The organism is Haloechinothrix alba (assembly GCF_900188115.1).
Taxonomy (GTDB): domain Bacteria; phylum Actinomycetota; class Actinomycetes; order Mycobacteriales; family Pseudonocardiaceae; genus Haloechinothrix; species Haloechinothrix alba.
In genome coordinates, this window is record NZ_FZNW01000006.1 from 74,752 (window position 1) to 88,617 (window position 13,866).

At 69.8% G+C, this 13,866-nt stretch carries 13 protein-coding genes; 9 read left to right on the forward strand and 4 right to left on the reverse strand.

Going from position 1 to position 13,866, the window contains the following annotated elements:
• Nucleotides 1–93 precede the first annotated feature (93 nt).
• Nucleotides 94–2,577 carry an FtsK/SpoIIIE family DNA translocase gene (locus CHB84_RS06985; RefSeq protein WP_089300693.1) on the forward strand — a complete coding sequence of 828 codons (2,484 nt, stop codon included), beginning with the start codon at nucleotides 94–96 and terminating at the stop codon, nucleotides 2,575–2,577.
• Between the two features lie 19 nt (nucleotides 2,578–2,596).
• Here CHB84_RS06985 and CHB84_RS06990 read toward each other — a convergent pair whose 3' ends face one another.
• Nucleotides 2,597–3,106, reverse strand: a complete 510-nt coding sequence (locus tag CHB84_RS06990; protein ID WP_176439822.1) for an amino-acid N-acetyltransferase — start codon at nucleotides 3,104–3,106, stop codon at nucleotides 2,597–2,599.
• A gap of 288 nt (nucleotides 3,107–3,394) precedes the next feature.
• On the opposite strand from CHB84_RS06990, the gene pgsA reads away from it, so the two are divergent.
• The 5 genes from pgsA (at nucleotide 3,395) to pspM (ending at nucleotide 7,082) form a co-directional block, all read left to right on the forward strand.
• A complete protein-coding gene (gene pgsA / locus CHB84_RS06995) occupies nucleotides 3,395–4,027 on the forward strand; it encodes a CDP-diacylglycerol--glycerol-3-phosphate 3-phosphatidyltransferase (protein ID WP_089300694.1) in 633 nt (210 codons plus the stop codon).
• 6 nt (nucleotides 4,028–4,033) lie between these two features.
• On the forward strand, nucleotides 4,034–4,528 hold the full coding sequence (locus tag CHB84_RS07000) for a CinA family protein (RefSeq protein WP_342743941.1): 495 nt from the start codon (nucleotides 4,034–4,036) through the stop codon (nucleotides 4,526–4,528).
• Nucleotides 4,529–4,631: 103 nt separating this feature from the next.
• On the forward strand, nucleotides 4,632–5,060 hold the full coding sequence (locus tag CHB84_RS07005) for a helix-turn-helix domain-containing protein (RefSeq protein WP_089300695.1): 429 nt from the start codon (nucleotides 4,632–4,634) through the stop codon (nucleotides 5,058–5,060).
• 292 nt (nucleotides 5,061–5,352) lie between these two features.
• Nucleotides 5,353–6,228: a PspA/IM30 family protein gene (locus CHB84_RS07010; protein ID WP_089300696.1), complete on the forward strand. Its 876-nt coding sequence runs from the start codon at nucleotides 5,353–5,355 to the stop codon at nucleotides 6,226–6,228.
• A gap of 32 nt (nucleotides 6,229–6,260) precedes the next feature.
• Nucleotides 6,261–7,082, forward strand: coding sequence for a phage shock envelope stress response protein PspM (gene pspM / locus CHB84_RS07015; RefSeq protein WP_141134601.1), 822 nt, complete (start codon nucleotides 6,261–6,263; stop codon nucleotides 7,080–7,082).
• Between the two features lie 40 nt (nucleotides 7,083–7,122).
• Here the strand turns inward: pspM and CHB84_RS07020 are convergent, their stop codons facing one another.
• Nucleotides 7,123–8,175, reverse strand: a complete 1,053-nt coding sequence (locus tag CHB84_RS07020; RefSeq protein ID WP_089300822.1) for a quinone-dependent dihydroorotate dehydrogenase — start codon at nucleotides 8,173–8,175, stop codon at nucleotides 7,123–7,125.
• A gap of 8 nt (nucleotides 8,176–8,183) precedes the next feature.
• Entirely contained in the window at nucleotides 8,184–9,140 is a 957-nt protein-coding gene (locus tag CHB84_RS07025; RefSeq protein WP_089300698.1) for a ParA family protein, read from the reverse strand.
• 276 nt (nucleotides 9,141–9,416) lie between these two features.
• Here CHB84_RS07025 and CHB84_RS07030 point away from each other — a divergent pair, with 276 nt between their 5' ends.
• From CHB84_RS07030 to CHB84_RS07040, 3 genes are all read left to right on the forward strand, one after another.
• A complete protein-coding gene (locus CHB84_RS07030; RefSeq protein WP_089300699.1) occupies nucleotides 9,417–10,163 on the forward strand; it encodes a methyltransferase domain-containing protein in 747 nt (248 codons plus the stop codon).
• A gap of 15 nt (nucleotides 10,164–10,178) precedes the next feature.
• A complete protein-coding gene (gene dinB / locus CHB84_RS07035) occupies nucleotides 10,179–11,450 on the forward strand; it encodes a DNA polymerase IV (RefSeq protein ID WP_089300700.1) in 1,272 nt (423 codons plus the stop codon).
• 181 nt (nucleotides 11,451–11,631) lie between these two features.
• A complete protein-coding gene (locus CHB84_RS07040; protein ID WP_089300701.1) occupies nucleotides 11,632–12,030 on the forward strand; it encodes a DUF3040 domain-containing protein in 399 nt (132 codons plus the stop codon).
• 37 nt (nucleotides 12,031–12,067) lie between these two features.
• Here CHB84_RS07040 and tnpB read toward each other — a convergent pair whose 3' ends face one another.
• The gene (gene tnpB / locus CHB84_RS07045; protein WP_089300702.1) at nucleotides 12,068–13,525 is read right to left on the reverse strand and encodes an IS607 family element RNA-guided endonuclease TnpB; all 1,458 of its coding nucleotides are present in this window, start codon (nucleotides 13,523–13,525) and stop codon (nucleotides 12,068–12,070) included.
• Between the last annotated feature and the right edge of the window lie 341 nt (nucleotides 13,526–13,866).

The window sequence follows — 13,866 nt, forward strand, 5'->3', positions numbered from 1 at the left end:
CGGCGGCGGCCGTGGCGAAGTTCTCGTAGAGTCCTTCGCCGGGGACGGCCTGTCAGGCCGCACACGACCGGGCGATTCTGATACACACAGGGTATGGCCAGCGGAACCGGTACGAAACGGCGCAACCCTTCGCGAGCGGGAGGCGGTAAGGCGCGTTCGCGGAACACCGGCGGTGGCGCACGGTCCGGTTCCAACACCAGGAAGAACACCGCGCGCAAGCGGCAGACGCGCTCGTCAGGAGGCCTCGGCCGCACGATGCGCGGAGGCTGGACGATGCTCGCCAAGGGGATCGGTGGTCTCGCTCGCACCATTGGTCGCACTCGCGAGCTGGAATCGGAGCACCGCCGGGACGGCATCGCCCTCGGTCTGATCGCGTTCGCGCTTGTGGCGGCCGTGGGCGTGTGGGTGCGCGCGGCAGGCCCCGTCGGGGACTGGGTCGACATCGCCACGCGCACCGTGCTCGGTGTCGGCGCGAACTTCCTGCCGATGGTGCTCGTGACGATCGCCGTGCTGCTGATGCGCACCGAGCCGCGACCGGATGCGCGGCCCCGGCTGGTGATCGGCCCGCTGATGATGTCGGTGGCCATCCTCGGGCTGGCGCACCTGTTCCTCGGCCGGCCGCAGAGCCACGAGGACATGATGCACGCGGGCGGCTGGGTCGGATGGCTGTCCGGCGAGTTCCTCGCGCGCGGGGTGACCTGGTGGGTCGCCGTTCCGCTCCTGGTGCTGGCGCTGGTGTTCGGGGTGCTCGTGCTCACCGCGACGCCGGTGCGGCAGATCCCGCACCGGTTGCGTACCTGGGGCCAGGAACCCGCGGAGGCCTCCTCGACGGGTGCCGGAGCGACCAAGAAGCAGGCCGCGGAGCAGGTGGAGGGCGACACGGACGCGGTGCGCCTTCGCAAGCCGGCAAGGAGGCGCCAGGCCACCGGTTCCGGCTCCGACACCGCCGAGCTGCCCGCTGTCACCGGCTCCGCCGAGGAGAAGCGCAACGAGTCCGGGACGCTGGAGACGAAGCAGGAGTCGAAGAAGAAGTCCACCGAGAAGGTCGACTCCGACCCGACGATCAAGGTGACCCGGACGGTCGAGGGCGACTACACCTTGCCCACGCTCGACCTGCTGACCAAGGGGGACGCCCCGAAGGGCCGCAGCAAGGCCAACGACGCCATGATCGAGGCGATCCGGGGAGTGCTCGACCAGTTCAACATCGATGCCGAGGTCACCGGGTGCACGCGAGGCCCGACGGTGACCCGCTACGAGGTCGAGCTGGGCCCGGGGGTCAAGGTCGAGAAGATCACCGCGTTGACGAAGAACATCGCCTACGCGGTGGCCACGGACAACGTGCGGTTGCTCGCCCCCATCCCGGGGAAGTCGGCGGTGGGTATCGAGGTTCCCAACACCGACCGCGAGAAGGTGCACCTCGGCGACGTGCTGCGGTCCCAGGAGGCGGTCAAGGACTCGCACCCGATGGTGATGGGGCTCGGCAAGGACATCGAGGGTCACTTCGTGACGGCGAACCTGACGAAGATGCCGCACCTGCTCGTCGCGGGGTCGACCGGGTCGGGTAAGTCCAGCTTCGTCAACTCCATGCTGGTGTCCCTGCTGGCCAGGGCGACACCGGACGAGTGCAGGATGATCCTCATCGACCCGAAGATGGTGGAGCTCACCCCGTACGAGGGCATCCCGCACCTGATCACCCCGATCATCACGCAGCCGAAGAAGGCGGCGGCCGCGCTGGCCTGGCTGGTCGAGGAGATGGAGCAGCGTTACCAGGACATGCAGGCCAGCCGGGTGCGGCACATCGACGACTTCAACGCGAAGGTGCGCGCGGGGGAGCTCACCGCCCCACCGGGCAGCGAGCGGGAGTACCGGCCCTACCCGTACATCCTCGCAATCGTCGACGAGCTCGCCGACCTGATGATGACCGCGCCCCGGGACGTGGAGGACGCGGTCGTGCGGATCACCCAGAAGGCGCGAGCCGCGGGTATCCACCTCGTGCTCGCCACGCAGCGTCCCTCGGTGGACGTGGTCACGGGGTTGATCAAGACGAACGTGCCGTCCCGCCTGGCGTTCGGTACCTCCTCGCTGACCGACTCGCGGGTCATCCTCGACCAGCAGGGCGCGGAGAAGCTCATCGGGATGGGAGACGCGCTGTACCTGCCGATGGGATCCGGCAAGCCGGTGCGTGTCCAGGGCTCGTTCGTCGACGACGAGGAGATCTCCGGGATCGTGGCGTTCACCAAGGAGCAGGCCGAGCCCGACTACACCGACGGCGTCACGGCCGCGAAAGCCGCGGAGAAGAAGGAGGTCGACGAGGACATCGGCGACGATCTGGAGGTGTTGCTGCAGGCCGCCGAGCTGGTGGTCAGCTCACAGTTCGGCTCCACGTCGATGTTGCAGCGCAAGCTCCGCGTCGGCTTCGCCAAGGCAGGCAGGCTGATGGACCTGCTGGAGAGCAGGGGGATCGTCGGCCCGTCCGAGGGGTCGAAGGCACGCGAAGTGCTCGTCAAACCCGATGACGTGGAGTCGGCGATGCAGCTCATCCGCGGCGCCCCTGCCGAGCCGGACGTGGAGGAGTGACCGCCCGCGCTGCCGGTGGTCAGAACTCCAGCAACATGCGGGTATTGCCCAGCGTGTTGGGTTTGGCGAACGGCAGGTCGAGGAACTCGGCAACGCCGGGGTCGCGGGAGCGGCGCATCTCCTCGTAGACCTCGGCGGAGACCGGGGTGCCGTCGATCGGCACGAAGCCGTGCCTGGCGAAGAACTCGGTCTCGAAGGTCAGCACGAAGATGCGCGGCAGGCCCAGCTCGGTGGCCAGTTCGAGCAGGCGGGAGACGATGAGGTCCCCGACGCCGTGCCTGCGCAGCGACCTGTCCACAGCCACCGAGCGGATCTCGGCGAGGTCCTCCCACAGCACGTGCAGTGCACCGCACCCGACCACGGCTCCGTCGAGCTCGGCGACCCAGAACTCCTGCACGTCCTCGTAGAGCGTCACCAGCTCCTTCTCCAGCAGGACGCGACCGGAGTAGGAGTCGACGAGGGCCTTGATGCCCGGGACGTCGGCGATCCTGGCGCGGCGGATGGTGATGTGATCGTGTGTGTCGGGCACGGGGCCAACCTATCTGGCCGCGTCCCGGCCACGACGCCGCGGCGGGGCGTTGCGCGCGAGGAAGCCGGCTTGGCGGCCACGGACGTACACGGCGCGCCGGATGGGGGCTACCCTGATCGATGTGCTTGCGCGACGATTGCGATTCCCCGGTTTTGTGCGACTCCACAGCGTTCGCGGCCACCGCCGTCCCATCGGCCCCTTGGGGGCGCTTTCGCGCGCGCCGGTCGCCGGTCGCCGCGGCCCCGGGGCCGCCGGTTTCCGTGCCGGCAGCGACGAGCGGGCAGCTTCGTGAGTGACGCGGTCGAACCCCAGGGGCAGGGGGACGGTGACCATCGGGAGGTGGTGTCGACCGTCAACGTGGCGAACGTGCTCACCATCCTGCGGCTGGCCCTCGTCCCGCTGTTCCTCGTCGCGTTGTTCGCCGGTTCCGAGGACGGATACGGCTGGCGGCTGGTGGCTACGGGGCTGTTCGGGCTGGCCGCCATCACCGACCAGGTGGACGGCTGGGTCGCGCGGCGCCACGGGTTGATCACCAACTTCGGGAAGATCGTCGATCCGATCGCCGACAAGGCTCTGATCGGTGCCGCGCTGGTGGGACTGAGCGTGCTCGGCGAGCTGCCCTGGTGGGTGACGCTAGTCATCGCAGCTCGAGAGCTCGGTGTGACGCTGCTGCGTTTCGTCGTGATCCGGTACGGGGTGATCCCCGCGAGCCGGGGTGGCAAGGCGAAGACGACGGCCCAGATCGTGGCGCTGTTGCTGTACCTGCTGCCGCTGCCGGACGTGCTGGACCCGGTGAGCTGGGCGGCCATGGGCGTCGCCGTGGTGCTCACCGTGTTGACCGGCCTCGACTACGTGGTCCGTGCGGTGCGGTTGCGCTCGCGGGCGCGGCGCGGCGAGGGATCGACCGCGGTGGACGAGTAGTCGCCGATGACAGGCATGAGCGACCCGTGTTCCGGCGACGGCGAGACGGCGGAGGTGATCGCGCGGCTGTGTGATCTCGGACACACCGTCGCCACCGCTGAGTCGATCACAGGGGGTGGGGTATGCGCGCAGCTCACCTCGGTCGCGGGCTCGAGTGCCGCCGTCCGTGGCGGGTTGGTCGTGTACGCCACCGAGTTGAAACGAACGCTGGCAGGCGTCGACGCCGAGCTTCTCGAGAGGTACGGCACCGTACACCCGCGGATCGCGCTCGCGCTGGCCACCGGCGCCCGGCAACGCTGTGGCGCGGACTGGGGTATCGGCGTCACCGGCGTCGCGGGCCCCGGACCGCACGAGGGTGTGCCGAGTGGCAGCGTGTACCTCGGCCTCGCCGGACCCGGGGTGTACACGTACCGGTCGCTGTCGTCGCCGCACGACCGTGCCCGGGTGCGCTCCGACGCCGTGCGAGCGGCCGTCGGGGTGCTGCGGGAACAACTGGCCTGAACTGTGCGTTCGCCCTGGGCGGAAGCGTTCGTCGAGGTATGCGGCGCTCGGTTCACTATAGGTAGTGTTGGCGTCGTATGCGTCGCCGGAAGGGAGGCCCGCGATGACCGTGCTGTTGCGCGAGGCGATTGGTGATCGCCTTCGCCATGCCCGCACCAACCAGCATCGTTCGTTGCGGGAGATCTCGCACTCCGCGCGGGTGAGCCTGGGTTACCTGTCCGAGGTCGAACGAGGTCAGAAGGAAGCCTCCAGCGAGTTGCTCGCGGCCATCTGCACGGCGCTCGACCTTCCACTCGCCGACCTGTTGCACACCGTGGCCTCGGACGTGTCCGTGCTGGACTCGATGGCGATCGACGGCGCCGAGATCGAGGGCGCCGAGATGGACGGTGCAGAGGCGGGCCGCGCGCATGCCGAGGAGCACGGGGCGCGTGGTGGCGACGGCACCGAGTTCTCGCTGTCCGCGGGCGCGCAGGGTCCCGCGCTGAGGTCGACGATTCACGGTTCCGGAGTGGCTCCCGTCGTCGCCGTCTAGCTGTATCCGGCCATGAGGTTGATAGCCGCGCCGCGTCCGTCGGGGTCAAGATCAGGGTATGCCCGGAAATATCCCGGGGCGATCTGGAACGCGGCATCGTGACCTGACACGATGGAACGAGACCCGGCGGGGTCGTGCACGGGTGGGCGCGGGCAGGCCGTTCCGGCGCCGTGGACGGCCGGGGCCGCCCGGCGGTGGGTGCGATGCCGTGCAAGCGGGTGGTGGGCCGACGCCCAGCGCGACGACGGGACCGGGTCGGGACAGACCGGCAGACAGAAGGCAGGCGGAGGAGATGGCCAACCCGTTCGTGAAGTTCTGGAAGTACCTCATGGCCGCGTTCTCGGCGAAGGTGGATGAGAACGCCGATCCGAAGGTGCAGATCCAGCAGGCCATCGAGGAGGCCCAGAGCAATCACCAGGCGTTGTCCCAACAGGCCGCGTCGGTGATCGGCAACCAGCGCCAGCTGGAGATGAAGCTGAATCGCCAGCTCGCCGAGGTCGAGAAGCTGCAGTCGTCGACGCGGCAGGCACTGACGTTGGCCGAGGAGGCCCGCGAGCGGGGCGACGAGGAGAAGGCGAAGGAGTACGAGAACGCGGCCGAGGGGTTCGCGGCCCAGCTCGTCACAGCCGAGCAGGGCATCGAGGACCTCAAGACGTTGCACGACGAGGCGTTGCAGGCCGCGAACCAGGCCAAGCAGGCCGTGGAACGCAACCAGCACGCACTGCAGCAGAAGCTCGCGGAACGCACCAAGCTGCTGTCCCAGCTGGAGCAGGCGAAGATGCAGGAGCAGGTCTCTGCCTCGCTGAACCAGATGACCCAGCTGGCAGCGCCCAGCAACACCCCCTCGCTGGACGAGGTGCGCGAGAAGATCGAGTCCCGGTACTCGACCGCACTGGGCTCGGCCGAGCTCGCGCAGAACTCCACTCAGGGGCGCATGATGGAGGTCGAGCAGGCGACCACGCAGCTGGCCGGGCACAGCAGGCTCGAGCAGATCCGTGCCTCGATGCACGGCGGGTCCGGCCAGGGGCAGGTCTCTGGCGGCCAGGACGCTCCGGCGTCGATCGAGTCGGGCGCAGGCTCGTCGAGCGGGGACTCCACGCAGGCGAGCTCGGGTGTGCAAGAGGAGATCCGTAGGCGAGTCGAGGCCGAGCAGCAGAACCAGTCCTGAAGCGGGGCGTAGCGATGTCGGGTGAGGACCGGGTGACAGGCGAGCCTCCGGGCGGGGCCCTGCCCACCGGCTCACCCCACCCGGCCGGCCCTGGCGGTTCGAGGCAGGCGCCGGGGCGTCCGGCGCGGCCGGTGATCGCCGACATCCGGGAGTCGCTCGCGCGGTGGAACGATCCTGCCGCACGGCACGTGCGCCGGGAGCGGCGAGCCTCGCGGGGGATCGGGGTATGGACCGTCGTCGCGCTGCTGTGCGCGCTGGCTTCGGTGGTGGCCGTGCTCAACGCCGCCCAGGTGACCGTGGCCGCCTTCCTGGCCATGGCGGGAACGATCGTCTCGGGAGCCCTCGCCGTGCGCTCCGGAGCGCGGCTGCGGCGCCTGCGTACCTCGCCTGCACGCCCGGCCGGTCGGCACGCCGCGCTGCCGCCTGCTGACTCGGCGGCGTACGAGCCGGTGTGCAGGCTCGCGCGTGCGGAGTCCTCGCTCGCCGAGCTGCTGGACCAGCTGCCGTCGGGTGCGTCCGGTGCCGGCGAGGCGTTGCCGCTAGGCACGGCGGAGGGCGTGCGCGCGACCGCGGCGGACGCCGCGCAGACGTTGCGCGAGCTCGCCTCCCGTATCGTGACTGTCGAGCGCGCCCGGAGTGCCGCCCCGGCTTCGGAACGCGCGGCGCTGGATGCCGCGGTGCGTACCCTCGCCGAGCAGCTGGAGGACGGTCTGGAGGGCTACGGGAGCCTCGTCGCGGCCGCGGGTCGCGTCGTTGCCGCGACCGGATCCGGGCAGGATGCCACGCGGCAGTCCCTGGTGGAGGCCACCGACCACCTCGCAGGGTTGGCGATCGCGCTGCGCGAGCTCGGCTAGCCGCACTCGGCAAGGGGGTGGGTCCGCTGCCCGGGCTGTCTCAACGGTTGCGCGCGATGGTGGTGTTGATGCCGCGCACCAGGGCGGGACCCGAGTAGACGAACCCGCTGTAGAGCTGGACGAGGCTGGCTCCAGCGTCAAGCATGCGCAGCGCGTCGTCCGGAGAGGCGATACCGCCGGCACCGATGATGGGTACCTCGCCTGCGGACTGGTGGTGCAGGAAGCGTACGACCTGCCGTGCCCGGGCGGCCAGCGGCGCCCCGGACAGCCCGCCCGGCTCGGCACCGGTCCGTGTCTCGGCCGGGTGCAGGCCGTCGCGCGCCAGGGTGGTGTTGGTGGCGATGAGGCCGGCCACGCCGTGCTCGGAGCAGACGTCGAGCAGCTCGGTGAGAGCGTCCTCCGTCAGGTCCGGGGCAACCTTGACCAGCACGGGGGTGCGTTGCCTTTCCCCGGATCGTGCCAGCCTGCCTGCTTCGGCGTGCAGCTCGCCGAGCAGCTCGGCGAGCGCGCCCCTGTCCTGGAGCCGCCGCAGGCCGGGCGTGTTGGGCGAGCTGACGTTCACGGCGATGTAGTCCGCGTAACCGTGCAGCGCGCGCAGCGACGCCGTGTAGTCCTCCACGGCACGGTCCAGATCGGCGACCTTGGACTTGCCGATGCTGATGCCCAGCGGGACCGCGGGCTTACCCGAGGTCGCCAACCGCTCGGCGAGCGCCTCGGCGCCCGCGTTGTTGAACCCCATGCGGTTGATCACCGCCCCGCTGCGGGGCAGCTGGAACAGCCGCGGCCTCGGGTTGCCCCGCTGCGCGAGCCTGGTCACGGTACCGACCTCGACGAACCCGAAGCCCAGGGCGGGCCAGGCGTGCAGGGCACGCCCGTCCTTGTCCATGCCGGCGGCCAGGCCGACCGGGTTCGGAAAGCGCATGCCGCACACGGTCACGGGCGCGTCCACGGCGTAGACACGGCGCAGCCCGGCCAGTAGCGGGGAGGCCTTACTCAGCCCGGCCAGTACCGCGAGGGTGCGGTCGTGCACGACCTCGGGGTCCCTGCCGGCGAGCTGGTACAGCGCGGGGCGGATGAGCGAGCGGAACAGCACGCCGTCCATCATGCCGATGCGGAGCCGGTGCCTGTCCTGTCGGCCCCCTCCTGGTCGGCGACCGCACCGTCGGCCCCTGCGGAGCCGGGCACGTCGCCGTCGGTACCGGCGAGATCTCCCTCGACGCCGTCGAACTCGGCGGGGTCGCCCTCGCCCGACGGCGGCTGGAGGTGGTGCCTGCCCCGCCGGGAGGAACGGAGGATACGTGCCAGCACCAGGTTGAAAGCCAGGGCGATCTCCCGCCCGCCAGGCGTCTGCCATTCGTGGATCGCTGTGCACGCGCCCGATGCCTGCTGCACGGCGAGCCTGTCGGGCAGGGCGACCGGCATCACAAGCGGGCCGAAGCCTTCACGCAGTTCCTGGATGCGGTAGTGGTGCTCCTGGGAGCGGTTGCGGAACTTGTTGACCAGCACCCCCAGCGCGCGCAGCTCCGGGTTGTGTTCGGTACGGGTGTTCTCGATCGCCTCGAAGGCCCTGCGCGCGCCCGATACGGCATACATCGTGGGCTCGGTGACCAGCAGCGCTCCGTGCGAGGCCGTCAGGGCGGACCGGGTGAGCCTGCCGAGCGACGGGGGGCAGTCCAGAATGATCAGGTCGTACTGCCGTTCGAGCGGGGTGTTCTCCAGCACCGCGAGCGCCCGGGCCAGGCTGCCGAGGGTGCGCGCGTTCGGTGACGGTTCGTTGAGCGCCTCGACGTCCTCCGAGCCCGCGAGGACGTCGAGGTCCTCGCTCCATGAACTGGTGGCGATCGCCTGCTGCAACACCGGCGGCCGCGGGGTGGCGAGGACATCGGCCAGGGTGTAGGAGACGTCCCGCGGGTCGAGCGTCGCGGTGGCATTGCACTGCGGGTCGAGGTCGACGACCAGGGCGCGGCTGCCCCTGCGAAGCGCGGCCGAGGCAAGCCCCAACGCCACGGTCGTCTTCCCGACGCCGCCCTTCAGGCTGAGTACCGCCACGGTCTGCACGGTGACGAGCGTATCCGTTCATGGGCGTACGCACCGCCCGTGGTGGCACATCTGGCACGGTGATTCGGGATCGGCCGCGGTGAGGGGACGGTGACCTCGATGTGTTCGACGCGCTCATCGGGATGTCACGCGTGTCGTCGCACGGCATGACACGATCGACGCAATGACCCGGAAGGCCGGGTGAGAATCGGCATGTACACGAGATACCCGGCGCGGCGAGGTGACGGTGCCTCGGATGCGCGTACCGTCCACAGGAACAGGTAACGGTGAGAGGCCATGCGAAACGAGACCTCGACTGCATTCGGAACGAGCGCCGTCGGGCACGCCCTCGAGGCGGAGCTCGACCGGGCGCGTGCCCGGGGGCGTAGCGAGCCCCTCGTCGTCGACGTAGGTGGCGGCAGCGGTGTGTGGGCCGTTCCGTTCGCCCTGCAGGGGTGTATGATCACGGTGGTCGAGCCGAACCCGAACGCGATCGCGACCTTGCAGCGGCGTGCCGAGGAAGTCGGCGTACGTGACCGGATCACCGTCGTGGCGAACGACTCGGACGCGCTCGCCGAGGAGGTCCCGCCGGGTAGCGCCGACCTGGTGCTCGCGCACGGGCTGCTCGAGGTCGTCGACGACCCCGCGGCCACGCTCGCGGCCGTGGCCGCGACCGTGTCGGTCGAGGGTGCCGTCTCGGTGCTGGTGGCCAACAAGTACGCAGCGATCCTGCACCGGGCACTCGCCGGGAAGTTCGGCGAGGCACGCGAGTTGCAGGCATCGGCGACCGGGGTGCTCGCCGACGACGGGGACACCGTGCAGCGGCGGTTCGATGTCGACGGGTTGCGCGAGCTGCACCGCTCGGCGGGCCTGGACATCGTGCTGCTGCAGGGTGAGGCAGTGGTGTCCGACTCGGCACACGACTCGGCCGACGTCGAGCTCGCCGAGTTCGAACGCGCCGCGGCCGCTTCCCCGCCGCTGCGCGACATCGCGAGCAGGCTCCACGTGGTCGCTCGCCGCGCGGCGGGATCGCGGGGAGAATGAACGCGGGGTGAGCAGATGGGCCGAAGCTCGGAGCTGCACGGGCAGTCCTCCCGTTTCCGCCTGCCGCGGGGAGGCGACGACGCCGGACCGCTCCCGGACGACACCGGATGCGGCGTGCTGCATGTCGATATGGATGCCTTCTTCGCGGCCGTGGAGCTGCGCGCGTATCCGGAGCTTGTCGCGGAGCCGGTCGTTGTGGCCGGTTCGAGCCCGCGCTCGGTGGTGATGTCGGCGAACTACCCGGCGCGTGAGTACGGGATCCGCTCGGCGATGCCGGTCGCGCAGGCCCGCAGGCTGTGCCCGCGCGCGACCTTCCTGACACCGACGCGTGGCGCCTACAGTGAGGTCTCCGCCGGGGTGATGGCCGTGTTCCGGGAGCTCACCCCGCAGGTCGAACCGCTGAGCCTCGATGAGGCGTTTCTCGACGTCAGTGGTGCGCTACGCAGGCTGAACAGCACGCCTGCCGGGATCGCGGCGGACATCCGTGCGCGGGTCGTGGCGGAGTTCGGGATCACCTGCTCGGTCGGGATCGCTCCGGTGAAGTTCCTGGCGAAGCTGGCCTCCGGGCTTGCCAAGCCGGACGGGACGGTCGTCGTGCCGAGCTCCGAGGTGCTCGACTTCTTGCATCCGCTGCCGGTCTCGGCGCTGTGGGGGGTCGGTGGGCGCACCCGCGCCGCGCTGGAACGGGCGGGTATCAGCACGATCGGCGATGTGGCGGCGACCCCCGTGTCGCGGCTGAAGCGGGCGGTCGGGGTCGCCGCTGCCGAGCAGATGCACGCGCTCGCGTCGGGGCACGATCCCCGGCCCGTGACGCCGGACTCGGTGGAGAAGTCCTTCGGGGCGGAGCACACGTTCGACACCGATCAGGACGATCCGGACGTGCTGTACCGCGAGCTGCTGCGCCTGTCGGAGAAAGTCGCGGCGGGGATACGCGCCAAGCGGATCCGCGCGAGAACGGTGAGTATCAAGGTGCGGTTCGCGGACTTCACCACGATCACTCGATCGCGTTCGTTGGTGGAGCCGACAGACGTCTCGCGGGAGATCCACGGCTGCGCTCGCGCGCTGTTCATCCAGCACACCCCGTCGAATGCCCTGGTGAGGCTGCTCGGAGTACGAGTGGAGGGGCTGGTGAGCGAGGACGACGGCGAACAGTTAAGCTTCACCAGCGATGTGCCGCGGTGGCGGGATGCCGAGGTCGCCGCGGACGGCGCACGATCCAGGTTCGGTGCGGGGGCGGTGTATCCGGCGTCCTTGCTACCACCGGAGAGTTCCGAGGGATCCGGCTGACCCGCCGTGGGGACTGCCACGCTCGGTACGAAATCTACACACGTGTAATGCCGGCTAGGGTAGTCGCGTACGCCAGGTGCTCGTATCCTGGAGAGTGACACCAGGCAGTGCTGGTGAATGACAGGATCCGTCGAGTTGCGCCGCGCGGCGTGCGCGACATGCTGCGGGAGGTTGAGGACACATGCCACTCTCCGAGCATGAGCAGCGTATGCTCGAGCAGATCGAGCAGGCCCTGTATGACGAGGATCCGAAGTTCGCATCGAGCGTGCGCGGAAACCGGATGCAGCGGCCGAACCGCCGTAAGCGGATCCTGGGAGTCGCTCTCTTTCTCGTCGGTGCGGCGCTACTGCCGCTCGGTGTCATGCTCGATCTTCGCCTCGCCGAGGTGCCGTACCTGAGCGTGTTCGGCTTCCTGATGATGTTCGTCGGCGTGGTGGTGGCGCTGGCCTCGCTGCGTACTCCCCAGGTCGCGCCGGACGACGGCGCGGACGGCAAGGACGAGGGCAAGTCCAAGTCCTCGCGTGGCTCGTTCGCCCAGCGCATGGAGCAGCGCTTCAAGCACCGGTTCGACGACCGCTGACCGTTGCCTTCTTGTGAGCGAGTGTGAGTGCTCATGGTTAGACAGCCGCTCCTTGCGGAGCGGCGGTCCCCGTCTGATCAACCGTGTGGCTGTGCGGGGTTGACGCTTCACGGCCTCCTGCCTTCCCCGCTTGCGCGGGGCTGGTCTTCTGGGTGGCTCCACGTCCTGCCACCGACCCACTGTCGGCGGGACCCCGTTCACCCGGCCGGGTCTCGTGGAGTCGGGCGAGGTTGATCGCGGCATTTCGATCCCGGTCGAGGACCATGCCGCAGTGTTCGCACACGTAGGTCCGCTCGGCGAGGGCCAGGCTTGGCTTTCGCCCGCCACACGCCGAACAGGTCTTGGATGATGGGTACCAACGGTCGGCCTCCACCAGGGTGGAGCCGTACCAGCGCATCTTGTAGCCGAGCATGCGTCTGATCTCGGCGAGCGCGGCGTCGGCGAGCGCACGGTTCAGGCCACGTGTCCGAACCCCGCCGTTGCGTCGCATTCCGGCTGCGTTCAACGTTTCAACCACGATCACTTCGTGGTGCCGGGCGAGCGCTGTCGTGGCCTTGTGCAGTACGTCGCGCCGGAGGTTCACGGCCCGAGCGTGGGCCTTGCCGATACGGGACTGTGTGCGGCGCCACCGCTGCGACGGCCGCTGCTTCCGACGGGTCGCGGGGCCATAAGGGCCGTGCTGGCGCGCGGACCTGCGGCCCAGAACCCGCAACCGCGCCTGCGCCTCCGCAAGTGACTTCGGCGCCGGCACCCGCATGGTTTCGGTGCCGTCCGGGGTCGCTGCCACAAGCAGGTCACTGACTCCGACATCCACACCGACCACCCGATGCGGTGCGGTGCCGGCGTTCGGTGCAGGAGTGACCTGTCGCCGAACGAGGGTCTGCAACGAGCAGTACCACCGACCCGCACTGTCACGAGTCACGGTGGCCGACAGAATACGGGCAGTGCCCGCCTCGATCCGCCGGGCGAGCTTGCGAGTTGACTCGTGCGTCCTGATCCGGCCCAACCGCGGTAGCGTGACGTGATGCCTGTCAGGCTCCACCCGGATCGTGCCGGTGGTGAACCGCACCGATGCCCGCGACCGGGCACGGGCCTTGAACCGCGGAAACCCGACTACACCACCTGCCCGCTCACCCGCCCGCGACGCAGACCACGCGTCCAGGGCACGAGACAGCGCATCCAGACCGGTGTTGTACGCCTCCTTGGAGTACTCGCTCCACCACGGCGCCACCTCGTGCTTGCGGGCGTTCCACGCACGCCGCAGAGCAGGCAGCGACCACCCCAGTGGCGGGGTTAGATCGGCATCGGCGACACCGTAGCTGCGTTCCGCCGCCCGCTGGTCCAGGACTGCCTTCACCAGCGCGAGCATGTCGTTGAAACAGAACCGGGCCGCACTCACATGCCCGAGCAGAGCCCGCCGTTGCCGCGACGAAGGGTCCAGGGCATAGCGGTACGCCTGCACGATCCACCCGTCAGGCACCTCCAACCACGACATCAGCCCGCCCCACGCGCATGGCGGCCGCCAGCACCATCCCCGGCGACGACCACCGCCCGACACCACAGCCCCAAGCGGGCCAACCGGTCCCCGTATCCCACGACGATCATCATGACACAAGGGCCCGACAGAATGCGCCGCATCCTCGACCCTCCCCACTCAGCCCGACCCCACTGACCACCTCCGCGACCACGACCGCGTTGCTGATAACACACCCGGACAGCCCCGCCAACCCCGGCCAACCTCATCCGCTCACGAACACGCACACTTGATCACGCTTACTCACGACACCGCGAGCAGCTGGCTACCCCTCTGCCGCCCGGAACCGAGCGAGGCCGAGC